The sequence below is a fragment of the Lysobacter rhizosphaerae genome, from assembly GCF_054779795.1.
This window is the reverse complement of the sequence record NZ_BAAGXO010000001.1, coordinates 788,959-813,558: the sequence shown is the minus strand read 5'-3', so window position 1 is coordinate 813,558 and position 24,600 is coordinate 788,959. Positions and strand designations below refer to the sequence as shown.

General features: G+C 62.9%; 20 protein-coding genes, 1 tRNA gene and 2 pseudogenes. 5 read left to right on the top strand and 18 right to left on the bottom strand.

Annotated elements, in window-relative coordinates; translation table 11 throughout:
* Nucleotides 1–148 precede the first annotated feature (148 nt).
* The 3 genes from fcl (at nt 149) to ACYVGE_RS03780 (ending at nt 2,861) form a co-directional block, all read left to right on the top strand.
* Nucleotides 149–1,093 (top strand): GDP-L-fucose synthase, encoded by a 945-nt coding sequence (gene fcl / locus ACYVGE_RS03790; protein WP_460727151.1) that lies wholly within the window; start codon nt 149–151, stop codon nt 1,091–1,093.
* A gap of 10 nt (nt 1,094–1,103) precedes the next feature.
* On the top strand, nt 1,104–1,796 hold the full coding sequence (locus ACYVGE_RS03785; RefSeq protein ID WP_460727149.1) for a phosphatase PAP2 family protein: 693 nt from the start codon (nt 1,104–1,106) through the stop codon (nt 1,794–1,796).
* 243 nt (nt 1,797–2,039) lie between these two features.
* On the top strand, nt 2,040–2,861 hold the full coding sequence (locus ACYVGE_RS03780) for a GDSL-type esterase/lipase family protein (protein ID WP_460727147.1): 822 nt from the start codon (nt 2,040–2,042) through the stop codon (nt 2,859–2,861).
* Between the two features lie 524 nt (nt 2,862–3,385).
* Here ACYVGE_RS03780 and galE read toward each other — a convergent pair.
* The 17 genes and pseudogenes from galE to ACYVGE_RS03695 form a co-directional block, all read right to left on the bottom strand.
* Nucleotides 3,386–4,390, bottom strand: a complete 1,005-nt coding sequence (gene galE / locus ACYVGE_RS03775) for a UDP-glucose 4-epimerase GalE (RefSeq protein ID WP_460727145.1) — start codon at nt 4,388–4,390, stop codon at nt 3,386–3,388.
* 134 nt (nt 4,391–4,524) lie between these two features.
* Nucleotides 4,525–4,803 carry an LbetaH domain-containing protein gene (locus ACYVGE_RS03770; RefSeq protein WP_460727308.1) on the bottom strand — a complete coding sequence of 93 codons (279 nt, stop codon included), beginning with the start codon at nt 4,801–4,803 and terminating at the stop codon, nt 4,525–4,527.
* A gap of 277 nt (nt 4,804–5,080) precedes the next feature.
* Nucleotides 5,081–5,875 (bottom strand): glycosyltransferase, encoded by a 795-nt coding sequence (locus ACYVGE_RS03765; protein ID WP_460727143.1) that lies wholly within the window; start codon nt 5,873–5,875, stop codon nt 5,081–5,083.
* A gap of 467 nt (nt 5,876–6,342) precedes the next feature.
* Nucleotides 6,343–6,948 carry a glycosyltransferase gene (locus ACYVGE_RS03760; RefSeq protein WP_460727141.1) on the bottom strand — a complete coding sequence of 202 codons (606 nt, stop codon included), beginning with the start codon at nt 6,946–6,948 and terminating at the stop codon, nt 6,343–6,345.
* Nucleotides 6,949–7,595: 647 nt separating this feature from the next.
* Entirely contained in the window at nt 7,596–8,921 is a 1,326-nt protein-coding gene (locus tag ACYVGE_RS03755; protein WP_460727138.1) for a lipopolysaccharide biosynthesis protein, read from the bottom strand.
* The gene (locus ACYVGE_RS03750) at nt 8,918–9,907 is read right to left on the bottom strand and encodes a glycosyltransferase family 2 protein (RefSeq protein WP_460727136.1); all 990 of its coding nucleotides are present in this window, start codon (nt 9,905–9,907) and stop codon (nt 8,918–8,920) included. Before ACYVGE_RS03750 ends, ACYVGE_RS03755 begins: the two co-directional genes overlap by 4 nt.
* Entirely contained in the window at nt 9,904–11,175 is a 1,272-nt protein-coding gene (locus tag ACYVGE_RS03745) for an O-antigen ligase family protein (protein WP_460727134.1), read from the bottom strand. Before ACYVGE_RS03745 ends, ACYVGE_RS03750 begins: the two co-directional genes overlap by 4 nt.
* 22 nt (nt 11,176–11,197) lie before the next feature.
* On the bottom strand, nt 11,198–12,295 hold the full coding sequence (gene gmd / locus ACYVGE_RS03740; protein WP_460727132.1) for a GDP-mannose 4,6-dehydratase: 1,098 nt from the start codon (nt 12,293–12,295) through the stop codon (nt 11,198–11,200).
* Nucleotides 12,296–12,343: 48 nt separating this feature from the next.
* A complete protein-coding gene (locus ACYVGE_RS03735) occupies nt 12,344–13,732 on the bottom strand; it encodes a WcaI family glycosyltransferase (RefSeq protein ID WP_460727130.1) in 1,389 nt (462 codons plus the stop codon).
* Nucleotides 13,733–13,736: 4 nt separating this feature from the next.
* Nucleotides 13,737–15,122 carry an undecaprenyl-phosphate glucose phosphotransferase gene (locus ACYVGE_RS03730; RefSeq protein WP_460727128.1) on the bottom strand — a complete coding sequence of 462 codons (1,386 nt, stop codon included), beginning with the start codon at nt 15,120–15,122 and terminating at the stop codon, nt 13,737–13,739.
* Nucleotides 15,123–15,186: 64 nt separating this feature from the next.
* The gene (locus ACYVGE_RS03725) at nt 15,187–16,533 is read right to left on the bottom strand and encodes an O-antigen ligase family protein (RefSeq protein WP_460727126.1); all 1,347 of its coding nucleotides are present in this window, start codon (nt 16,531–16,533) and stop codon (nt 15,187–15,189) included.
* Nucleotides 16,534–16,838: 305 nt separating this feature from the next.
* A complete protein-coding gene (locus ACYVGE_RS03720; protein WP_460727124.1) occupies nt 16,839–17,252 on the bottom strand; it encodes a hypothetical protein in 414 nt (137 codons plus the stop codon).
* A gap of 68 nt (nt 17,253–17,320) precedes the next feature.
* The gene (locus ACYVGE_RS03715; RefSeq protein WP_460727122.1) at nt 17,321–18,514 is read right to left on the bottom strand and encodes a hypothetical protein; all 1,194 of its coding nucleotides are present in this window, start codon (nt 18,512–18,514) and stop codon (nt 17,321–17,323) included.
* A 29-nt stretch (nt 18,515–18,543) separates the two neighbouring features.
* Nucleotides 18,544–19,173: pseudogene (locus ACYVGE_RS03710) on the bottom strand (CpsD/CapB family tyrosine-protein kinase); the annotation flags it as partial.
* Between the two features lie 141 nt (nt 19,174–19,314).
* Nucleotides 19,315–20,661, bottom strand: a pseudogene (locus tag ACYVGE_RS03705) (GumC family protein); the annotation flags it as partial.
* 23 nt (nt 20,662–20,684) lie between these two features.
* A complete protein-coding gene (locus ACYVGE_RS03700) occupies nt 20,685–21,371 on the bottom strand; it encodes a polysaccharide biosynthesis/export family protein (protein ID WP_460727120.1) in 687 nt (228 codons plus the stop codon).
* An 80-nt stretch (nt 21,372–21,451) separates the two neighbouring features.
* A complete protein-coding gene (locus ACYVGE_RS03695; protein WP_460727118.1) occupies nt 21,452–22,273 on the bottom strand; it encodes a tyrosine-protein phosphatase in 822 nt (273 codons plus the stop codon).
* Nucleotides 22,274–22,394: 121 nt separating this feature from the next.
* Here ACYVGE_RS03695 and ACYVGE_RS03690 point away from each other — a divergent pair.
* A tRNA-Val gene (locus tag ACYVGE_RS03690) sits at nt 22,395–22,469 on the top strand.
* Between the two features lie 77 nt (nt 22,470–22,546).
* Nucleotides 22,547–22,897: an arsenate reductase (glutaredoxin) gene (gene arsC, locus ACYVGE_RS03685; RefSeq protein WP_460727116.1), complete on the top strand. Its 351-nt coding sequence runs from the start codon at nt 22,547–22,549 to the stop codon at nt 22,895–22,897.
* Nucleotides 22,898–22,940: 43 nt separating this feature from the next.
* Here the strand turns inward: arsC and ACYVGE_RS03680 are convergent, their stop codons facing one another.
* Nucleotides 22,941–24,563: an FMN-binding glutamate synthase family protein gene (locus ACYVGE_RS03680; protein WP_460727114.1), complete on the bottom strand. Its 1,623-nt coding sequence runs from the start codon at nt 24,561–24,563 to the stop codon at nt 22,941–22,943.
* Nucleotides 24,564–24,600: the final 37 nt, after the last annotated feature.

Below are 24,600 nucleotides of genomic sequence, written 5' to 3'. Positions count from 1 at the left end.
CCCAACTTGCAGCACCCGCTCCTCTCCCTCCCCCTCTGCAGCATCCGCTCCTCTCCCTCCCCCGCTTGCGGGGGAGGGCCGGGGTGGGGGAAGGCCGGCCCGGAGCCCCGCTCCGCTAAAATGCCCAGATTCCCCTTGCAGCCTCCCCATGCATTCCGATTCCCGAATTTTCGTCGCCGGCCACCGCGGCCTGGTCGGCGGCGCCATCGTCCGCAACCTGCAGACCAAGGGCTACGACAACCTGCTGCTGGCCGGGCGCGACCAGCTCGACCTGCGCAACCGCGATTCGGTCGAGGCGTTCTTCACCGAACACAAGCCCGAAGTCGTGTTTCTCGCCGCGGCCAAGGTCGGCGGCATCCACGCCAACAACACCTACCCGGCGCAGTTCCTGTTCGAGAACCTGCAGATCCAGGACAACGTCATCGACGCCGCCTACCGCCACGGCGCGAAGAAGCTGACCTTCCTCGGCTCTTCCTGCATCTATCCGAAGCTGGCGCCGCAGCCGATCAAGGAGGAGTACCTCCTCACTGGCGCGCTGGAACCCACCAACGAGTGGTACGCCATCGCCAAGATCGCCGGCATCAAACTGTGCCAGGCCTACCGCCGCCAGTACGGCTTCAACGCCATCAGCCTGATGCCGACCAACCTGTACGGCCCCGGCGACAACTTCGACCTCAACAACTCGCACGTGCTGCCCGCGCTGATCCGCAAGTTCCACGAAGCCAAACTGCGTGGCGACAAGGACGTGGTGATGTGGGGCACCGGCACCCCGCGCCGCGAATTCCTGCACGTCGATGACCTCGCCGATGCCGTCGTGCATTTGACGAAGACCTACGAAGGCGAGGACATCGTCAACATCGGCGTCGGCGACGACATCAGTATCCGCGAACTGGCGGAGATGGTGAAGGAGATCACCGGCTTCGAAGGCGCGATCGTCAACGACACGACCAAGCCCGACGGCACGCCGCGCAAGCTGCTCGACGTCAGCCGCCTGCACGGCCTCGGCTGGCAGGCGCGCATCGGCCTGCGCGAAGGCATCGAGGAAACCTATCGCTGGTTCCTCGCGCACCAGAACGAACTGCGCGCGGCCTGAGCACGCGCGCTTGATCGCGGCCCCCGCACCCGGCTATTGGCACCTGCTGTCCCTGCCCGGGGCATCCGGGCTGGTGCTGCCGTTGCTGATCTGCGCGGCATGGCGGTTGGCGCAGGATTCTGCCGACGGCGCGCGCGCGTCGCGGCATTGGTTGCTGGCCTCGGCTTGCGCGGTGGCAATAGTCATCACCAGCAAGGTCGCCTTCTACGGCTGGGGCACCGGCATCCGCGCCTGGAACCTGACCTGCCCCAGCGGCCACACCGTCCTGGCGCTGCTGCTGTGGCCGGCCCTCCTCGGCCTGCTGGTGCCGCCGCACCAACGCGCGTGGCGTGCGCTCGCGATCACCGCCGGCGTGCTGCTGGGCGTGGGCTGCGCCCTGTCGCGGCTGATGATCCACGCGCATCCGCTGTCGGAAGTACTGGCCGGCCTCGCCCTGGGCGGCCTCGCCGCCGTGCTCGCCGTACGCGCCGTGCGCGGCCAGCACCTCGCCCTGCGGCGTGCCGGCTTCACCGCCGTGGCGGTGCTCCTGCTTGGTGTGTGCATGGCGGTGATACCCATCGGCCTGCCGGCCGAACACTGGTTCGCCGTGCTGGGCGCGCGCCTCGCTGGGCGCGAGCAGCCGGTGCAACGCAAGGCGTGGTTGGAAGGCCGCGAACCGCTGCCCCCACCCCAACCCTCCCCCGCGAGCGGGGGAGGGAGTTAGGCCCTTCCCCCTTCCCCCGCACAGCGGGGGAAGATGCCCGAAGGGCAGATGGGGACGCAGTGTTTCCCCTTCCCCCGCACAGCGGGGGAAGATGCCCAAAGGGCAGATGGGGGCGAGTGTTTCCCCTTCCCCCGCACAGCGGGGGAAGATGCCCGTAGGGCAGATGGGGGCGCTTTTGACGTTGAATGCCATTGAGACGGACCCAGCGCTGGCGCCAAAGCCGCGCACCGCATTGGAGGCACTGTGAAGATCGTCGGCCAGAACAACCTGGCGCTCACGCAATTCGACAAGGCCGTGGTCAAGTACCCGGCTGCCAGGCGCGCGCTGTGCTTCGGCGATTCCTGGTTCCAGTACGTCCCCCATCCCACCGACCTCAACAAGCAGATCGCGAAACTGTTCAAGCAGACGCTGTTCCTGCGCGAAGGCGTGGCCGGACGCGACAGCGCCATGTGGAAGGCCGCGCTGCCACGCATCCAGCGCGAGATCGGCACCTACCAGTTCGACGCCATCCTGCTATCCACCGGCGGCAACGACATCGTGGGCGAGGAACTGAAGGAATTCGTCAAGGAAGCTTCGTTTCCGCAATCGCCCGGCGATTTTCCCTGGGGCGAGATTCCAGGCCCCGTCTTCGACCACATCCTCCTCGACACCTTCGGGCATGCGCTGCGCTATGCGATCAAGGACATCAAGTCGGTGATCCAGTGTCGCGACCTCTACTCGCGCAACTCCATCATCTACGTCCATACCTACGACTACATCTGGCCCAGCGGCATCGGCTACAAGCTGGGCCCGATCAAGATGAAGCCCTGGGTCAAGCCGTACCTGGACGGCGTTGGGCTGACCAATCCAGGCGAACAACGCGTCGTCACCAACTGGCTCGTGGACCAGTTCGCCCGTGAGCTTCGTGCACTCGTCTCCCAGACCGCCAACATGACCCTGATCGACTCACGCGGCGCGCTGAAGACCCGACAGCAATGGGAAAACGAGATCCATCCCACCGCGGCGGGATTCGAATCCATCGCCAAAAAGTACTGGAAGCCAGCGCTGTCGACCGTACTCAAGTAATGCGCCCCCTTCCCCCGCCCTCCCCCCTTCCCCCGCACAGCGGGGGAAGATGCCCGAAGGGCAGATGGGGGCAGCCGCCGACCAGAACCAACCGAATGCGCCAGAAAAAACACCCCCAACACCAAAACCGTGACGCCCATCCACGAAGCCAAGACAATTACCCCGTAAGAATCGGGCCAAGGCCTACAGGGGGGCCGAGCACCGACCGTCGCGCCACCGGCGCCTACGAAACGAGGGATCGCCCATGTTGACCTTCATGATTGGACTGTCGTTAGGCGCCTGTCTCGGCGCCGCCGCACTCGGCGTCTGCAGCGCCAGCTACGAACACACAGATTGAGTCCTGACGGCGCTGCGCCGCTCCCCTGCTCTCTCCGACATTGCGCCGCCTAGTGCGGCGCTTTCTTTTGTGCGAGGCCGCGCTGGACCTGAGCCGAAGTCGTGGCTAGTAGCGCGGTATTGGTACACGCGCATACGGCTTCGGAATTAGCGGAATTTGTTGTTGGAGACTACCGGTTCACGCCGAATCAGCCCCGATAACCACGCGGATTGGCTGACTGCCAGCGCCACTTGTCTTCGCACATTTGGTCGAGGTCGTACTTAGCAGTCCACCGCAGTATTTCCCGCGCGAGCGACGGATCCGCATAGCACTCGGCCACATCGCCGGGTCGACGCGCAACGACCTGATGGGGAATCGAACGCCCCGACGCACGCTCGAACGCCTGCACTACTTCCAGCACGCTGTATCCCTTTCCAGTGCCCACGTTCACGGCAAGGCACCTGGGCGCAGGTGGGAGCTCGACCGCTTTCACATGGGCCTCGGCAAGATCCATCACGTGGATGTAATCGCGCACACCCGTGCCATCGCGGGTTGGGTAATCACCACCAAACACGCTCAAGCGCTCTCGCAATCCCACGGCGACCTGAGCCACGTATGGCATGAGGTTGTTGGGAATGCCGGCAGGGTCTTCGCCGATCCGACCGCTGGGATGGGCACCCACAGGATTGAAGTAGCGCAGCAGCACGGCATTGAAGGGAGCAAGCGCGCACAGGTCGCCGATCAGCTGCTCCGCCACGAGCTTCGTACGCCCATACGGATTATTCGCGCGCAATTGCGCGGCTTCTCCAACTGGAACCTCGTCCGGGTCGCCGTAGACCGTCGCCGATGAACTGAAGACAAGTTGATTGACGGACGCGGCTTCCATTGCCTGCAGAAGGCAGATCGTTCCGGATATGTTGTTTTCGAAGTATTCCAGCGGCCGCTCGCAACTTTCGCCGACCGCCTTCAGCGCTGCGAAATGGATGACCGCATCGACTCCATTGACAAGCGTACTTTCCAGCCTGGATCGGTCGCGGATATCGCCTTCGACGACATCAAACTTCTTACCGGACAACTCCATGACGCGATCCAAAGCGACCGGCGAACTGTTGGAAAAATTGTCGTAGGCCACAACCTCGTGACCGGCCTGAAGCAGCGCAACGCACGTATGGCTGCCGATGTAGCCGCTTCCGCCACAGACCAATATCTTCATGAATCTTCCACTTTTTGCCAATTTCCCCGGGCGGATTGCCGAGCGCTTCGCCGATGTCCCGTCAGGACTGGCGTCGGCCATTCTTGTTTGACGCAACGAAACTAAAGGCAAGCCACCAAGCCCGGCGCATCCATTTACTCATTTCGGAGTGCCCGTGTTTTGAGTCTCGACGCTGGATTTCCGACATAAACGCCATAAGGCTCAGCATTCTTAAATAAGACTGCTCGGGCACCGATAACTGCACCTTCTCCCACCATCACACCCGGCCCAATGAAAGCATCTGCCGCCACCCAGGCCCGAGCCCCGATGTGGATCGATTTGGTCACCAGCTGAAAGTGCGGATCACTTATGTCGTGCGTACCGCCGCACAAATGGGCACCTTGGGATATCACTGCCTTTTCGCCAATGACCATCTTGCCCATGCAATAGAGCTTGGCGCCGGGCCCGATAGCCGCGTTGGCATGGACAGTCAGGTTAGGCGGATACCAGATCCTCGCTTGACCATATACGCGTGCAGTCACATGTACGTCCGCTCCAAAGCGTCGCAGTAGCCACGCGCGCCAACGATGCAGGGGCGGTGGGGTCCAAGCCGCGAGTAAAAGCCAACTTACTCCCCAGATTGCGCGAAAAGCGCGATGAGCCAACGAAAAACTTGGTCCGCCCTCTAGTGGTTTAGAGCGCCTTGCATGCTTAAGAGACACTCTCCCTCCTTTCTGGCCCTAGACCGACTGATGCCGCAAGGTATCGCTCGTTCCAGCTATTCACTATTCGAGAACTGGAGTAATTGAGCAGCGCAAATTCACGACCTGCCTGCCCTATGGCATGTATGCGCATAGGCTGACCCAGAAGTTCGATAGCCTCGCGAGCCAAATCCTGAGGAGTATCTCCCATAACCGCGTGACTACCATGAACAACATCAATTCCCTCAAAAGCAGAAGGAGTACCCAAGACAACAGCACCCGACGCAAGTGCTGCGACACAGCGGTTCTTCAAACCTGTACCTGTGAGGTCGGGCAATACGACAATTTCTGCTGCATACAAAGCCGAAACTACATCGGGCACCCACTCAACAAACGACAGTTCGCCTCCCCACCGATCCGCCATGTGCTTGAGAACACCAAATGGGCGACACCTTCCAAGAACCGTAATCTTTGCCGGCTTCGAAGGCCGGTCATAGCGGTCGAAATATTCCGACAGAAAGCCAACAACTCCGTCATGTATATGCGGAACGCGGATATCACCAAAAATTACTATGCCATCTCTAACCAAATTAACTGATGGCGTTAATGCAAACTCGTCATCTAGTGCAACAGGTATGCTGAAGGCAGAGCCAATTTTTTGTTTTGATCGCAAATACTGCGCATCCACGTGTGACACCACATGGATGTTTGGAAAGCTCCGCAAGAAAACCCGCTCACTCAGCAGGGCGATTCGGTAAGAAACAAATCGTGCCGCCTTTTGAAGCAGCAGCTGACTTCGGTCCATCAGCCGCTTTTGACGCAATGACCAGGCATCAACACAACTGAATACTAGTTGGCAGGATCCTATCCTTGACAACAAGGGGGCCAATTGGACGCCCTCGACATGAACTACATCGAAAGACGGAGCCGCTCTTGCCCCCTCAGAGATCAAGAACAAGTCGGCTAGCCGCAATTGCCTCAGAAGCCCTCTGATTCGCAATGCACCAGCCACATCCAAGGCAAACCGAAGCAGGATATTACGGGCTAAGCAGAAGGTGTAACTACCCCTCTGAGTAGCCACCCCTAAGACCTTGACTCCAGGAACATTCCGGCAGAATTCATCGACCGCGAAGCTTCCTTCCCCCTTGTGGCCAACCAATACGGCGCATTCCACCCCCCCCTTACTACTTAGTGCCTCGATAAGCCTTAGCGTTTGTTCGTGCGCACCCTCAAGTGGCGGATAAGTGCAATTCGCGAGAATGAACAAAACTCTCATGAGCGAAGAAACCCGAGAAGCCGCTCGGCCATAAGCTCAGTCGAGTATGCGTTCGCACATTCCAGCGCAATTGCCGATCTCCTGCCCAACCACTCGGTCTTACTCTCAAAACATTCAGAAAGCACTCGCGCAAAATCGTCAGCATTATCTGTTTCAAAGAAAGCACAATTGAAACCAGCAATGGCGGCTTCGATCTCCGGCGAGTGAGGCTCAGTCTGCGAAATTATCATTGGAACGCCAAAGGCAAAGCTCTGGGTAATCGACAGACCGACGTAACCCGGTGATGCAGAAACCAATGCGTGCTCATAAAGCTTCCTCAGCTCCTCGCGATCCGTGACGTGTCCAAAAAACTTGACCCGATCCGCAAATTCGGACCCTGAAGCGAGGCGCTTCATCTTCGCCATATCGGGACCATCTCCGACAATATGTAACTCGCTGACGGCTGGAAGCCGCGGCGCGCACTGAAGGAACGCCTCCAATAAAAGTAATGGCTTCTTTTCGGCAACCAATCGACCCACATAAAGCACGTTACAAGTATCGTCCGAAGTGAACGAAGGCGAGCCCATTTCGTCCCTGCTATACAGCGCATTTGGTGCCGCCACGACCCTCAGCCTTGGATCGTACCGACGAAGCTCGTTCGCTTGCGTCTCGGTATAGACGATAACGGTCCCAGCAAGTTTTCTAATCAAACCCCTAATGCGGTTAGATGCTGCTGAGGCTCCTGCACGCGGCCAGGCATGCCCCCAAACTGCGGTAGGCCTTCGAAGGAGCCGTCGAATGCACAAGACAACCCACACATTCAAGTTCCTAGGATTGAGATCAATAATCAGTCGGTCGGAGGCAACACATGTCAACAGGGAGCCGTACTGAGCCAACAGTCTGCGCTTGAATAAGTAGATATTCCGGACAAAGTACAAACCGGGCTGCGGCGCATTCAAGGTCTTGATGGAGCCTTCAAAAGGCTCCGTCCCAGCGCAGATCGCGAAATGCGCCCCCCCGCGCTTCAACAGCTGCAAGACCACCCCTCGCCTGTAATCGCCAAGCGATCCAACACATATAAGATTCAAAGGCAGTTTGCTCACAGCTACCATTAACTCCGAGCGCTTCTAACGCAACTCTGCTCGCGACATGCAACTTGCCTTGGTAGGCGCGTAGTCACCTTATCAACGCCCATCGACGCGAACGCGGTTGCCGTCCGCGCCATGCAAATGCGTCCTAGCACTGGGATCAATGGTCCTGTTCTCTTGCTTTACCAAAGCCAATTTGGATTCCCCCATGCAATCGAGGCCATCACCAGAACAACGATAACCATAGGAACCATCTTCAGTAAGAACACGCCGAAACCCTTCTTCAACACGTGCGTGTAGAGCAGGTAGTAGGCCTGTACGAAGTTGATATAGAAGGCCGCCACCAAGTACCAGCACAGCGCTGTCAGCGCTTGACTCACGCCAAGCACAATGGCCGGCACCATCACTAACGCGGACAAAAGGCCGCTCTTGAACAATAGATCAGCTCGACTGAGCGCCTGAAAGAAGCTTCCGCTAGTGGAAAGCACCACTTGGGCTGGAACTGCTATGGCGAGAATCCTCACAATGGGAACGGCGTCCAGCCATTGGGGGCCTAGCACGAACACCACTATCCATTTGGATAGCAAGAACATCGCAAATGCCACTGCGGCACCCACCAAGCTAAGCTTCTGTGCAAAGTCGTCATGTACAGCACGGACAGTGTCGACATCATCTGCGTGCTTCGCAATCACCGGCTGGATCGCTGGCGTCATAGCAAATGTCAACAACATAAGCGGGTAACGCATGACCTGGTAGGCCTCGTTATAGACGCCTAGCGAGGAGGGCCCCATATAACGACCAACCAGCATATTGTCCAAGTTTCGCGAGAAATAATTGACTACGTTGAAGCCAAGTTGGTATGTCGAGAACGAGGCCAAAGGCCGAATTGCGGTCAGCTTGCCGCCCAGTGATGGTCTTCCAAATTCGGTCTTCCCCGAGAAGGCAAGCAGCCCCAGGAAGTTCAGTGCCGCTTGGACAAGAGACTTTGACGCGAGCGCCAAAAGAGGGTTCCACGTCTGCGCCAAAATAATGGCGCAAACAGTCGAAGCGATCTCCGCCATTACCCCCACGATTGCCATCTGACTAAAACGCTGGTCCCGCAGCATTAGGGCGGTGGGCATAATGCTGGCCGAATAGAACACCAGCGAGGCGGACACGAAAGGGATGACCATTCGCAGGGAGGGCTGTTTGTAGAACGATGCGATTGGGGCGCCAATCGCGAGCAAGCCGAACCCGAACAAGAGGCCAAGCAATAGAGTCAGGCTGAACAATCCGTCCCTATCAGTCTTGGACAGCTGCCTTAGGTTGATCACGGCGGGCGCCAGCCCAAAGTCCGCCAACGCTTGAAAGAAAACCGAAAAAACAGCTGTGCTCGCTATCAGTCCAAACTGATCTGGAGTGAAAATTCGCGCAAGAACCATCAGCGAGATGATCTTCGCTGCGTACACCGAATAGCGGCTAAGCATGCTGAAGGTAATTGCGCGGTACATCGTTGCGGCAATCGTCATCGCACATCCCTTGCAGGCTTGCGGCTCGAGATCATTGAGCGCCAAGCATTCAGGTCGGGCAGTACGATAAAGGGCAAGTACCTGACCTTCCAATAACGAAGGGGAACACTAAAGAGACTCCGCAATGCTCTGACACGAGCGTCGATGGACACCGCTGATGTAGCTTTTTGCAACGCCGACAGGGCCTCCTTAAGCGCAAACTGCACTAACCACGAAGATGCCTTACGCCCTTGCCCCCCTTGCCCGACTTCGACCCGCCTTAGGTGCTCCGCCACTTGAAAGAAACCCTCGGCGTGGGCGTGCGTTTTCTTCATCGTGGTGATGGAGTTCAATCGAACCCTTCGATTGAACAATGCATCTGATATGCCAACCACGCGCGCCGATCCGTTCTCTAGGAGAAGTCGCGCTGTAAAGAGATTGTCCTCGTGCAAAATACCCGGCAAGAACCGAATGGTCTCGACCAAGCGCTTGTCAAACATATAGAGGCAAGCCGACGGCATGTAGTTTCCAACCTGCAACGAACGCAGCAGGAAGCTCTCGGCAGGCATCACCTTATCGACCAAGCGCGAGTCGCGCCCAGCCGCTTGGAGGGATAATTTTTTACCCGACCCATCTACAAACGGGCTTGAAGAAAACAAGACAATGTCGGCGCAATTGCGCTCCAGCACGTCTACACACCTCGAAACGGCATCCAATTCAAGATGATCATCCCCATCGAGAAATAAAACATATTGGCCTCGAGCTGCCTCCAAGCCTAGATTTCTTGCCGAGGACAACCCTTGATTTGGCGTTTCTATATAGATCAGGTTCCTATGCAACCTTGCATAGCGTCGGAGTAGCTCGCAACTCCCATCGGTTGACCCATCGTTCACTACGACAATTTCGATTCTGGCGTAGTCCTGGCACAGCGCTGACTCGAGGCATTCGGAAATGTAGGCCTCGAGGTTGTAGACGGGGACGACAATCGATACGAGAGGACTATTCACTGGTGTGACTCGCGCTGTGCTCTTCCAACCTTCCCCGGCTCGCTCGCAATGAAGGCATACAGAAGCGGGGGAAGGAAGTAAAAGATATAGTTTCCTTGGAGCGCGCCGTCGACCGCAGAAAATCCGATGATTGCTAATAGACTCAAGGCACTAGAAATAGTCACGACATAGCCTGGCTGCCCTCTAGCCACGGATCCGATAGCCGCTGCAGCTTTGCTCGCAAGAACAAGAATAGTGGTCAACGCAAGCAGGCCTGCAAACAATCCCGAGTTCCGAAGCCAGGTCAACAGCACATTGTGCGAATAGCTCAATCGCTCCTCAAACGCGCCCGTAAGGTCGACGCCTGCACCGACCCCGACACCCGTTAAGGGGTTATCGCGAAACGCATCGAGGGAAGCACGCCAGGCAACGAACCGGCTGTGGTTTGACATGTCATAAGACCTGCCTCGTCCACTGTCATCGCCCAGCCCTGCGATCGTTACGTAGAGCGGTGCAAATATCAGGACAGCCGTGACTACGACGACCGCAGACCGCCGGAGTCTAGATGCAAATCCTTTATCGCGAAGCCGATACGCCAAAACTGCAAGAACGAAGGGGAAGGTAATCACGCAAGCCATACCCGTGCGTGACCCAGTGGCAAAACAAGCAATGCTCGCCAGCACCCCTACAGTGACTGCCGTCCAGAACTTCCAGCCAGCGACGCAAGACCGAGCCTGTGAAGATGCAACCCCCAAGCAAAGTGCATACACACATGTTGCAAAGAACGCGAGATTATTGGGGTGAGTCGTTAGTCCCGAAAACCTCGTTCGATCGAGATCACCCGCGATTGTCCGCAAGTTCATCAGGGCATCGCCGACACGGAGCAACGGAAGCGAGCCCAGCACGAGGAAGAGGAGCGCCGCAAACGTGACAATGAATAGGCGCGAGCGCCCATCCGCGGATGCTCCCATTACCAGCAGCGCAACAGGAGCGAACGAAAATAGTCTCGTGAAGGCGATCAGTGATTGCACCTGATCCTTCGAGCTGATGACTGATGGAAGAATCACACCCACCATCACGAGCGTGTAGAAGAACAGCCCTCGAGATACCTTCCTACCATTTATCAAGGCGATGATCGCCATTGCATAGGAGGCAAATATGCAAACCCATCTAGTGATTTCGGCCACGCGCTGGACGCGATCTCCTACGAGATGGCTATAGTCGATGGACCATGCCAGGATCGTCGTAACTACAACAACAGAGAATATTGCGCTGAAACTCGTTTTCATCTTGGCGAACTATTCACGGTTCTCAGAAGCCACTCTTCTGTAGGAATGCGACTTTGCCCGCAGCATCCAGATCGCTCCGGACCATTTCACTGATCATCTGTGCCAAGCTGATCTGTGGTATCCAACCAAGGTCAGCCTTGGACAGTGTTGGATCGCCCAGCAACGTCTCCACCTCAGCCGGCCTGAAATACCGCGGATCCACCCGCACGATCACGTCGCCCACCTTCACCGCCGGCGCCTTGTCGCCATCGACGGCCTGCACCACGGCGCGTTCGTCCACGCCCTGCCCTTCGAATGCCAGGGTGATTCCGAGCTCCTTCGCCGCCATGTCGATGAACTGGCGCACGCTGTACTGCACGCCAGTGGCGATGACGTAGTCCTTGGCCTGCTCCTGCTGCAGCATCATCCACTGCATGCGCACGTAGTCCTTGGCGTGGCCCCAGTCGCGCAGGGCGTCGAGGTTGCCCATGTACAGGCACGGCTCCAGGCCGACGGCGATATTGGCCAGCCCGCGGGTGATCTTGCGGGTGACGAAGGTTTCGCCGCGGCGCGGGCTCTCGTGGTTGAAGAGGATGCCGTTGCAGGCGTACATGCCGTAGGACTCGCGGTAGTTCACCGTGATCCAGTAGGCGTAGAGCTTGGCCACGCCGTAGGGGCTGCGTGGGTAGAACGGCGTGGTTTCCTTCTGCGGGCTTTCCTGCACCAGGCCATATAGCTCGGAGGTGCTGGCCTGGTAGTAGCGGCACTTGTCGCCGAGCTTGAGGAAGCGCATCGCTTCGAGCAGGCGCAGGGCGCCCAGGCCGTCGACGTCGGCGGTGTATTCGGGCATTTCGAAGCTGACCGCGACGTGGCTCTGCGCGCCGAGGTTGTAGATCTCATCCGGCTGCACCTCGGCGACGATGCGCGTGAGGTTGCTGGTGTCGGTGAGGTCGCCGTAATGCAGGTGGAACTTGCGGCCGGTTTCGTGCGGATCCTGGTACAGGTGGTCCACGCGCTCGGTATTGAAGGACGAGGCACGGCGCTTGATGCCATGCACTTCATAGCCCTTCTCCAGCAGGAGTTCGGCAAGGTAGGAGCCGTCCTGGCCGGTGATGCCGGTGATGAGTGCGCGTTTGGTCATGGGGGACTGTCTTCTCTCAATTGTTCGAATGTGTGGGGGCTGCGCCCCTCACCCTGCTTCGCTGTGCGAAGCGGTCCCTGTTCCCGCTTCGCGTGGAGAGGGATGCGTGGTTATGGCTGCTGCGCCGTCGACGAGCTGGGCGAGTTTGGCGTCGAATGCGCCGAGGATTGCGTCGCGCGAAAGCGTGGCGAGTGCCTGCTGGCGTGCGGCTGCGCCGAGGTCGTTGCGGCGTTGTGCGTCGCCGGCCAGGGCACGCAGTGCATCAACGAAGGCGTCGACGTCCGCTGGTGGCGTGACGATGCCGGACTTCGTCAGTGCGTTGGCAACGCCGGTGCCCGGCAGTGCCGTGGCGAGCACGGCACGACCGCTGGCGAGCATGCCGGTGAGCTTGGACGGCATGACCAGGTCGGCCACGTCGGCGCGCTGCGGCAGCAGGTGGATGTCGGCGAGGCCGAGCCAATCGCACAGGCGCTCGGTCGGTTGCAGGCCGAGGAAGTGGACGTTGGGGAGGCCGGCGCAGGCGGATTCGAGCGCTGCGCGTGCAGGGCCTTCGCCGCCGAAGACGAAGTGCAAGGCGGGAGCGCCCCCATCTGCCCTTCGGGCATCTTCCCCCGCAAGCGGGGGAAGGGAACAACCCATGGTTTCTAGGGCAGCTTCATCCGAATGTGTCGGAAGGGAAAGGCGCCGCGCCGCTTCACCAAGTAACTCAAGGCCCTGCTTCAGGCCCATGTTGCCGGAGTACAGCGCGACCACGGCGTCGTCGGGGATGCCCAGCTCGGCACGATAGCTGCTCGGTGCGTCGAGCGGGCGGATGCCGTCGATGTCGGCCCAGTTCGGGAACGACACCTGGCGCTCGCTCGCAACGCCTTTGTGCGAAAGGCGTTCCAGCATCTTTGGCGAGATGGTGGAGACGCGATCGAAGCGGCGCAGCAGCCAGCGTTCTGCGGCGAGGGCGAAACGCTTGAGCGGGCCGACGTCGACGATGCCCATGTCCATCGCGGCGTCGATTTCGAAATCCTGGATGTGCAGCCAGCTGCGTGCGCCAGTGCACTTGGCCAGCAGCCACGCGCCGGGCGCGCTGGCGAGCGTGGGCGCGATGGTCACCACCGCCTGCGGGCGCCAGGCAATGGCGTGGATGAAGGCAAGGAACGAGGTCAACGCGAAGCTGGCCAGGTGCAGCATGCGGGTCGCCCCGCGTGGCTGCGTGGGAACCCAGATCGGGCAGCGGATCACGTCGACGCCGTTGCGCTGCTCGCGCGCAAATCCGAAGCGGCGGTATTCGGGCCAGACCTTCCACGCCGGGTAGTACGGCGGCGCGGTGACGACGCGCACGTCGTGTCCACGCGCAGCGAGCCACTCGCACAGTTCGCTGGTGTATTTGCCAGTGCCGATGTTTTCCGGGGCGTAATTGATGCCCGTGACCAGGATGCGACTCATCGGATCAGTACGCGTTCCTGCCGATCAATCCCTTGAACACGGTCAGGGCCACGATGCGCAGGTCGAACACCAACGACCAGTTCTGCAGGTAGTACAGGTCGTACTCGACGCGCGCGGCCATCTTGGCGACGGTGTCGGTTTCGCCGCGCAGGCCGTTGACCTGGGCCCAACCGGTGATGCCGGGCTTCACGCGGTGGCGCTGCATGTAGTTGTCCACCACCTGGCGGTAGTGGTCGTTGTGCGCGACGGCGTGCGGGCGCGGGCCGACGATCGACATGCTGCCCCGCAGGACGTTGAAGAACTGCGGGAGTTCGTCGGCGCTGGTGCGGCGCAGGATGCGGCCCAGCGGGGTGATGCGCGCGTCGTCGCGGGTGGCCTGGGTGACTTGCCCGCCTGCCTCGGCGTGCACGTGCATGGTGCGGAACTTCCACACCTTGATGATCTTGCCGTCCAGGCCGTGGCGCTTCTGGCGGAACAGCACCGGGCCGGGCGAGCTGAGCTTGACCGCGATGGCGATCGCCGCGAGCAGCGGCGCGATCATGATCAGGATCAGCAGGGCCAGCACGCGGTCCTCGATCGCCTTGAGCAGGCGCGCGTTGCCGTCGAGCGGGCTGGCGCGCAGGTTGATCACCGGCAGGCCGGCGACCTGGTCCACCGACTGGTTGAGCAGCTGGATGCCGAACAGGTCCGGGACGAGCTTGATGTCGGCAGTGCAGTGGTCGAGCGCTGCGAGGATCTGGTTGATCTGGTCCTGCGCGCTCATCGGCAGCGCGATCCAGACCTGATTGATGCGGTGGTCCTCGACGTAGCGAGCGAGCGCTTCGATCGAACCCAGGTGCGGGCTGCCCTTGATCTGGCCCTGGTCCAGCGGCGTGCTGAACCAGCCGCGCACGTCGATACCGGCCCAGCGGTTGTGGTCGAAGGTGTGGACGATGCGGCTGGCATCGCTACCGGCGCCGACGACAACGGCGGTGCGCAGGTCGAGGCCACGTGTGCGCACCCACGCTGCAGCGCCGCGCAGGGCCAGTCGCATGGCCACCGAGCCGCTCGTCGCGGCGAGGAACCACACGCCCCACCACAGTCGCGAATTGGCGCCGGTCACCTTGAATACCAGGTTGTAGGCGAGCCCCATGGCGAATACGCCGCACCACAGCGCCGCGACGTGGAAGGCTTCCAACGACAGGCTGAGACCGCGCCAGCTGCGGTAGACCGAGGAGCTGCCAAACACCAGCAGGGTCAGCAGCGCGCCACGCGCGACCACCTGCTGGTATTCCAGCGACAGTTCGAAGTGGCCGAAACGGTAGCCGTATGCGAGCGATGCGGCGGCGAAGAGGACGAACAGGTCCCCGAGGCGCATGGCCAGGGCGATGAGCGCGGCAAAGCGGTGCATGCCAGCTCCCACTGCCGGCGCGCGCGCTATCGAGGTAACTACCATTCGTCCGACTCCCCCTACGTCATTCGACCTGTTGCGGCTTCTTGGCCATGAGCACTGCTACCAAGGTCGCAAACACGATGGCCACCGACAGGGTGCGCAACGGGTAATCGACGAACGAATGGATCAGCGGCACGAAAACGGCAATCGCCGCGGCCGGCATTATCGTCGAACTCCGACCCCTGTCGTCGGTTCTCTTCCTGAATTGCATGCAGGCGGCGTGCCAAACGAGCCAAAGGAGCGCGGCGAGCAGCACGAGGCCCGGAATTCCGGCTTCCAGCGCGACTTCGAGCAGGTCGTTGTGTGCGTGAAGGGCGTGGACCTCCTGTATCGCGAGGACCGGCTCGAACGGGGCGTAGACATCCCGGAAGGTGCCGGCGCCGCTGCCCCACGGCAGCCAGGCTTTCGCCGCCTCGGTGCCGTATCGGAGGTACTGCCAGCGCAGGTCGGCCAGGGGATCCTGGGCCAGGCGCTGGGTGATGCCGTCCCACGCGTACACGGCGACGCCGAGTGCCGCCACGGCAACGGTGGCGATGGGCAGCAGGTGCCACTTTGCGCGAAGCGGCCTGGATTCGCTGGAGCGCCGCGCCTCGATCCGGCGCGCAATGACCATAAAGGCGATCACCGTGACCATGGCGGTCAGCACGATGCCCATCCGGGAGAAACTCAACGCGGCCGAGAGGAACAGCACGACGGCCGTGCCGGACCAGACGATCGCCTGCAGCACGCGGCGTTCGCGCTGCGCGGCGAAGGCGAACGCGATGGCCATGGGAACCAGCATCGCCATCAGGTCGGCGAAGTGGTTGCGGTTGGCGAAGGTGCCGATGGCGCCGATGGGATGGTGGTAGGCGTAGAACCGCAGCCGCGAATGCTCGCCGGCGGCCGCCTGGGCGAAACCCAGCAGGGCCATGGCCACCGCAAGGACCAGCGCGAGTTGGAGCAGGCGGATGCGTGCTTCGTCGGGCAAGGTGACCACGAGCAGCCAGGCAGCCCCGAAGGTGGCCAGTGCCAGCACGGCACGCACGGAGCCCCAGACGTCGAGTGTCATGGGGAGCCAGGCGGGATAGAGCCCGGCCTGGTGGAGATCGGCCAGGACCGCGGCGCGCGGAGCCGATGCGGCGAACAGGGACGCGGGCACGGGCAGGAGTTGCAGGGCGACGACCGCGATCGTGGCCAGCAGCCACCAGACGAACAGCCGTTGCAGGCGACCGGCTTCGGCGTGGCGCCAGCGCACGATGCCGAGCGCGAGCGCGGGCAATGCTGCGAGGTGAACGATCAGGTCGCCGGCACCGCGCGAGCCACCGCCGAACAGCAGCGCGGCGATCAGCAGGGCAGCGGCGGCCAGTTCGGCGGGAAAGTCTGCCCCCATCCCAACCTTCCCCCGCACGCGGGGGAAGGGGCCAGGAGCAAACTCCCTTACCCCGCCCTGCGGGGCAAGCTGAGGGCCGAACTCCCTTCCCCCGCCCTGCGGGGGAAGATGCCCGAAGGGCGGATGGGGGCTGGCGGCGCCCTGAAGCGGAAGGACGTCGGCGGTGCGGCTTTGTCCCTCCGTCCCGGCCCCTCTCCTCGCGGAGGGAGTTCCGTGCTGCTCACCATGGCCCCGCATTTCATACCCCCTGAAAGAAAACGGGCCGCACTGGGCGGCCCGTTGATGCTTGCCTGTCCGTCGCTGGATCAGGGGCTGGAGGGCTTGTCGTCCCCGCCACCGCCGCCACCGCCGCCGGCAGCGCCGAGCAGGAGGGCGGCACCGCCGGCCATCATGTAGTACTTGGTGTCGGACGAAGCGGCCACCGCCGGGCTGTGGCAGACCGGGTCCTTGGCGCTGATCGTGTAGGGCGCGGTCGAGTCGACCGTCACCGAGCAACCGTTGCTGTAGGTGATCCTGGCCTTACCGCTCGAGACAACGACGACGTCACCGGCCTTGGCACCAAAGCTGCTGCCCGAGGCAACCGTCTGGTCGCCCACTTTGGCGGCGCCCGTAACCTCGACCTGCACGCTGCCGAGGGCGCGCACCAGGGTCGTGGGCTGCTGCGCAGCTGCACTGCCGATAGCAAGAGTTGCGACCAGACCTGCGATCAAATGCTTCATGTTGCTATCCCCCCAAAAGAGTGCGCTATGCCGCACTTTGCGGTAGCAAGAGTAATGCCAGCCTACGGTCACCGCAAGGGTTGCGAGGCCGGCTGCGGGCCTTGGTTCCCCAAGGGATTCAAGCGGATGGCGTCGAGTCGCAAAGTACCGGACACCATCCGCTCCTGCAGCGACCGGGCGGCAAGGCGGAGTCGCAGGATCTGCCCGGAACATGCGGCCGGCACGTCGAACTCGCCCTGGCTGCGCTGCCAGTCTGGCGTGCGCGTCGCGGAGGGCAGTTCGAGGGACAGCTGCGGGGCCGGGGCGCCCTGGCAGGCTACTTCGAGCAGGAAGGGACGCGCCGCACTGGTGTTGTTTTCCACGCCGGCCGCCAACCGGTAGCGGCCCGGGCGCAAGGCCAGCGACTGTTCGACGCCGAGGTCCGCGACGGCGCGGCCATCGAAGTCGAGCACCAGCGAGCGCGCGCCCTCGAGGGGATCGATGTCGTCATAGGCAGTCGTCAGGCCCGGCTGGGTGGCGATTCGCCAACCGAAGCCACCCGCGACATCGGGCTGCTCGAAACCGCCGTCGAACAATCCGTTGGCGTCGCCGCCCCGCACGGAAACCGGCAGCGACTGCCACCAGGCCCGGCGCGCTTCGGCGTTCCGGCCCAGGCGGTTGAGCAGGGTCACGTAGGCGTCGACTTCGCCGGGCTGCAACGCGGTGCGTTTACCGAGGCGTTCCAGCAGCGCCGCGGCGGGGGCGGCCGGAACCTGTGGCGACTTCAGTACCGTGGCGAGTGCGGGACGCCAGTTGGGAGCCAACGCCAGGCGCGGCAGCAATGCGGCCTGGATCTCTTCGTGTTCGAGCAGGCCAGCCAGGCGTTGCAACATCTCCTCGCGCACGCCGGGCGCCACGCGCAACAGCGCGTCCAGGTGCAGGAGACCGTTCTCGACATCGCCGCGTGCGAAGGCGCGGTCGATGGCGGCAGCGCGGGCCAGGCGATCGCGCGGCGCACGGCGCACGGCGATGGCGAGGAAACTGTCGGCGCGGGCAGGATCGGCTTCGGCCTGGGCCAGCACGCGGAAGGCGCGACCGTCGATCGGATGCTGGCGCAGGATGTCGCGGGCGATGGCTGCCTTGCCGGCGGCAGCACCGCTGTCGATCGCGCCCATCAGGCGATCGGGACCCGCCGGCGCACCGATGTCCGCATCGACGTGCGACAGCGCGATCGCCATCCATGCGCCCATGCCGAGCAGCACGGCGACGATGACGATGCGCACGACCTTCATCCCCTGCCCGGCCTCTGCGCTTAGCGCTCGCCGCCGTAGCTGTACTGGGTGTAGCCGCCGTAACCGTAGTTGTCGCCCTTGCGCAGCTCGAAGCGCGTGAGCACCGAGCCGAGCACGTGGGCGCGCGCGACGAGGAGGCGCTGCATCGCGCCCTGCAGGTTGTCGGTGCGGGTCTGCTCGGCGGTCGCGACGAGCAGCGTGGCCTCGGCGCGGTGGCTGAGCAGCGGCGCATCGGCCAGGCCCAGCACCGGCGGGCCGTCCAGGATGACCATGTCGAAGTGCTGGCGCAGCGATTCCAGCAGCGCAGCCAGTGCGTCGCCGGCGAGCAGTTCCGGCGGATTCGGCGGCAGCGGTCCGGAAGTGATGACGCTCAGGTTCGCGTCCTTCGTCGCCTGCACCGCGCCTTCCATGCCGGCCGCGCCAGCCAGGACGTTGGACAGGCCCACTGAATTGGAGGCCCCCAGGAGCTTGTGCAGGGACGGATTGCGCAGGTCGGCGTCGATCAGGACCACGCGCTTGCCCAGCTGCGCGATGTTGCGCGCCAGCTCGGTCGCGGTGGTGGTCTTGCCTTCGCTCGCCCCCGCACTGGTCACCAGCAGGCTGTACGGCAGGCCATGCGAAGTCGCGAACTGCAGCGCCGTGCGCACCGAGCGATAGGCTTCCGCGAACGGCGAGCGCAGGTCGGTCGACGCCTGCGTCGGCGTGATGCCGCCGGTCAGGCGCGGCACGATGCCGAGCACCGGACGCTGAGTGAGCGACTCAAGCATCTTCGGCGAATGGATGGTGCGGTCGAGGTAGTGGCGCGCGAATGCGGCAAGCACGCCCAGCATCGAGCCGACCAGGAGGCCCAGCGCGAGGTTGCGGAACAGGCTGGGCTTGTACGGGCCTTCGGGCACTTCTGCGCGATCGACCACGAAGATGTTGTTGGCGCCCACGCCACCGGCCACGCCGATTTCCTTGTAGCGCTGCAGCAGGCCGTCGTAGAGCTGGCGGTTGGTCTCGGCTTCGCGCTTGAGGATGTTGTACTGGATGCTGCGGCTCTGCAGGTCGAGCACGTCGCCCTTGAGTCCACCGATGCGCTCGGTGAGCATCGTTTCCTGGGCCACGGCCGCGTCGTAACTCGCCTTGACCGAGGCGCGGATGTTCGCCACCTCACCGCCGATCTGGCGGTCGATCTCGGCGATCTGCCCGCTCAGGCGCAGCATGTCCGGATAGTCCGGCTTGAAGGTGCGCAGCTTCTCCTGGTACTCGGCCTGCACCTTGGAGCGCTCTTCGCGCAGGCGCTGGATCAGGGAATTGGCGACGACCTGCGGCATGCCCGAACCGTCGCCCTGCGCGGCCTGCGTCCACTCGGCTTCGGCGCGGATGCGTTCATCCTGCGCGCGCGCGAGCGAAGCATTGAGCTCGGACAGGTTCTGTGCGGACAGCGACGGCTTGTCCTCGCCGACCGAGACGATCTGCTCCCGCGTGGCGAACTGGACGAGCGACTTTTCCGAATCCTCGAGCTTGGCCTTGAGCTGCGCCAGGCGCTCTTCGAGGTACTTGCCCGCGTAGGACGAGGCTTCGAACCGCCGCTCGAGGCTGGAGGCGATGTAGGCCTGGCCCCAGGCGTCGGCGATGCGCGCGGCGACCTTGGGATCGGGCGAGTCGATGTTGATGCGGACCAGGCGCGAGTTACGGATCGGCTCGACGTTGAGCTCGCCCAGCAGCATGTTGGCGAGCGCGCGCTGCTTTTCCTGCTGGCGCACCGCGGCACGGTCCTTATCGCCGATACCTTCGAGCATGGGCTTGAAGTACGGATGCGCGGTGAGATTGAGGTCCTGCACCACGCGCAGCGCAAGGCTGTTGCTGGCCAGCAGCTCGTACTGGGTCTGGTAGAAGTCGTCGCCGTAGTAGCCCTGCTCCTGCGGCACGACGCCTTCGACGTTCACGACCTGCAGGCTTTCGCGCTCGATCTGCAGCAGCGAACTGGCGCGATAGATCGGCGTGGCCAGCAGGGTCAGGACCACGACCACGGCGACCACGGCGGCCATCACGCCCGCTACCAGCCAGCGGTTGTCGCGCAGGATGTTCCAGTACTGGAGGAGGTCGATTTCGTCGGCGTCGCGCTCGTTTTGCGGCGCGGCGGGCAGGCTCATGCCCGAATGGGTCTGGATGTTCATCAATTGTTGTTGGTGTAGAAGACCCACGCCGTCAGGATCGGCGCGATCTGGATGAAACGCTTGAGCCAGACTTCGCCTTCCGATTCGTCGACGACGACAATGTCGTCACCGAGGATCTCGGGGTCCGGGCTGCGGCCTTCGCGGATCGCCTCGAGGTCGAAACGCGCGACCATTTGCTTGTCGCCGGCACGACGGAAGACGACCACGTTGTTCTCATTGGCGGTGTCGGAGAGACCTTCGGAGAGCGAGACGGCCTGCAGCAGCGACAGGCGCGAGGTCATCGGGAAGATGCCGGTCTTCTTGACCGCACCATTGATGGTCACGCGCTGGCTGGCGAATTCCTTGACGAAGACGTTGACCTGCGGGTCCTGCAGGTAGTGCGCGCGATAGCCGCTTGCGATGTCCTGTTCGAGCTCGCCCACGGTGCGGCCGGCGGCCTTGATCGCGCCCACCAGCGGCAGGGAGATCTGGCCCGCGTTGTTGACGCGCACTTCGCGATCCAGATCCTTGATCTGGAACACGGTGATGGTGAGGAGATCGCGCGAGCCGATGTGGTACTCGCTGGCGTCGACTGCGACTGCGTTGTCGACCTGCGGGAACGACGAAGGGAGAACACTACCCTTGCTCGCGCATCCGGACAGGAACAACAGCAGGCAAGCGACTACCGCCGCTCGGACAAAATTCAACAAAACGGAATCCCCAGAAACCCTTGATTCGAAACGCATTATGCAGATGCTGCGGCCCCGGCACAAAGACTAAAGAAGGCTCAGCGTCCACGCAGAGTGCGCAGCAGCCGCGTCAGGATCTGCCCTTCTGCGGCCCTTTTGGGCGGAGCGAAGCCAACTGTGGCGTGGAGGGCCAATGGCAGCTGTTCAGGTGGCTGGTTTTCCACGACTCCCTGCGGGCGGGTATGCACCATGTGCCCGGATTCCTCGCGTCCCACCAGGGCGGCGGCGGCTTCGCGTGCCTCCGCCAGCAGCGGCGGACGGCGCTCCGGGTGGTGGGCGTCGGTGGCGAGCACCATGCAATGCCCGTCACCGACGAAACGCTCGCCCCAGTAACGCACCCGCCGGCCAAACCGCCCCGTCAGTGCGCCCGCGGTGACCTGCATCCAGGCGCCGCGCTGGCTGAGCCGTGTGAACAGGTCGTAGTGCGTCTCCACCCAGGTCAGCCGTTCAGGATGGGTGATCACCGGCACGTAGCCCGCGGTCATCACCTCGAAAACGAGGTCCTCGAAGCGCGGCGGCGCGACATGGTGCGGCGGTTCCAGCAGCAGATAGCGCGAACCGGCAAGCGTCGGAATGCGGCCGTTGCGGATCCCCGCGACCAGGTCGGGATCGACGTGGACGTCGGCCCCCTCCAGCAGGCGCAGGGCGATGCCGCGCTGGTCCAGTTCGGCCTGGAAGGCCGCAATGGCGTTCCTGATCGCGGTGGCATTGTTGTCGTAGACGCCCGGATAGATGTGCGGCGTGCACGCGATCGTGGTGATGCCGTCCGCGGCCGCGATGCGCGCCATCTGCAGGGCCATGTCCAGGTCGACCGCGCCGTCGTCGATACCGGGCAGGATGTGGCAGTGCAGGTCGAGCATGGCGATTCCGGGATTTGGCCGCCGCGAGTGTAACCACCCGCATGGCTGGCATCCGCCATTGGAGTTGCTGTATAGTGCGCGGCCCCGGCAGGGCTATAGCAACTGCATGGGCACTGTATTCGGGCGGTTAGCTCAGCGGTAGAGCATTGCCTTCACACGGCAAGGGTCGCAGGTTCGAACCCTGCACCGCCCACCACATTGGTACTGCCAGGCCTCGCCTGCAGGTACGCGGAAGGCCGGCGCAAGCCGGCTTTTTTGTTTCCGGAGCCCGCAATGGACGACACCCGCCTGTACCACAACCCGCGTTGTTCCAAGTCGCGCGGCGCGCTGGACCTGATACATGAACGCGGCATCGAGCCGCGCGTGATCGCTTACCTGGATACGCCGCCGACCCGCGACGAGCTGCGCGAATTGCTGCGGCTGCTTGCCCTGCCCGCGCGCGCCCTGCTGCGTACCGGCGAAGACGAATATGCGGCGCTCGGACTCGCCGATGCTTCGCTACCGGATGACGCACTGATCGACGCGATGGTGGCGCACCCACGCCTGATCGAACGGCCGATCTTCGTGCACGCTGGCCGCGCCGTGATCGGGCGTCCGCCGGAACAGGTGCTGACGCTGCTCTGAGGATTCCTGTCCTGCCGGCTCCAAGACTGACTGTCCAGACCGTCTACCAGGCCTTGCTGTCGCGCATGCGCCGCACGCGATCAGGCGGGGCGAACGAATCGCTGCGCGCCTCTGCCCAGAAGTCCCGGAATACCGCGTGGTCCGGCAGCTTGCGCAACAGGTCGCCGGGTTCGAGGAACCGGTAGATCGCCGCCAGCGACCGCACTTCGATCTGCGATAGGCGCCGCAGGATGTGCTCGGGCCCGACTTGGCCCGGATGCTCCAGCCCCGCGGCCGCCAGCAGGTCGCGCAGCGCCTTCAATGTGTTCTGGTGGAAGTGGGCCACCCGCGTCGCCTTGTCCGGTACGTCCAGGTGGCGCCAGCGCGACGGATCCTGCGTGGCCACGCCGGTGGGACAGCGATCGGTGTGGCAACTCTGCGACTGGATGCAGCCCAGCGCGAACATGAAGCCGCGCGCGGCGTTGCACCAGTCCGCGCCCATCGCCATGGTGCGGGCGATGTCGAAGGCGCTGGTGATGCGGCCCGCGGCGCCGACGCGCAGACTGCCGCGCAGGTCCAGGCCGACCAGCGTGTTGTGCACGAGCATCAACGCTTCATGCATCGGCACGCCGACGTGGTCGACGAACTCCGCCGGTGCGGCGCCCGTGCCGCCTTCGGCACCGTCGACGACGATGAAGTCCGGGAGAATCCCGGTCTCGTGCATCGCCTTGGCGATCCCGAACCATTCCCACGGATGCCCGATCGCCAGCTTGAATCCGGTCGGCTTGCCGCCGCTGGCGTCGCGCAGCCGCGCCACGAACTGGAGCAGCTCGATCGGCGTGCGGAATGCGCTGTGCTGCGCGGGCGACACGCAATCGACGCCCATCGGCACGCCGCGCGTGGCCGAGATCTCCGCGCTCACCTTCGCTGCCGGCAGCACGCCGCCGTGGCCTGGCTTGGCGCCCTGCGACAGCTTGATCTCGATCATCTTGACCTGCGGGTCACGTGCGTTGGCGATGAATTTCTCGAGGTCGAATCCGGCCTTCTCGTCGCGGCAACCGAAATAGCCCGAGCCGATCTCCCACACCAGGTCGCCGCCGTTCTCGCGGTGGTAGGGCGAGATCGAACCCTCGCCCGTGTCGTGGTAGAAGCCGCCCAGCTTCGCGCCCTGGTTCAATGCGCGGATCGCGTTGGCCGACAACGCACCGAAACTCATGGCGGAGATGTTGAACACGCTGGCCGAATACGGCTGCGCGCTGTTCTCGCCGATCATGAGGCGGAAGTTGTGCGACTCCGGATGCGCGGGTACCAGCGAATGGTTGATCCATTCGTAGTCGGGGCCGTACACATCCTGCAACGTGCCGAACGGGCGCGTGTCGTTGATCGCCTTCGAGCGCTGGTAGACCAGTGCGCGCTGGTCCCGCGAGAACGGTGTCTCCGCGGTATCGGACTCGATGAAGTACTGGCGCATCTCCGGCCCGATGGACTCCAGCCCGAAACGAAAATGCGCGAGGATCGGATAGTTGCGGCGTAGGGTGCTGCGCTTCTGCATCACGTCCGAAGTGCCCAGGGCGGAAAGCAGGCCGAACGCCACCACCGCCACCCACCAACCACCGCCCAGCCAGGCAGCCAGGCCCAGCGCGACGGCGAAGAGCAGCAGGCAGGCGTAATAGGTGGCGTGGCGCATGGCTCCTCCCGGTTGGTACCCGGCCGCCGCGGCCGGT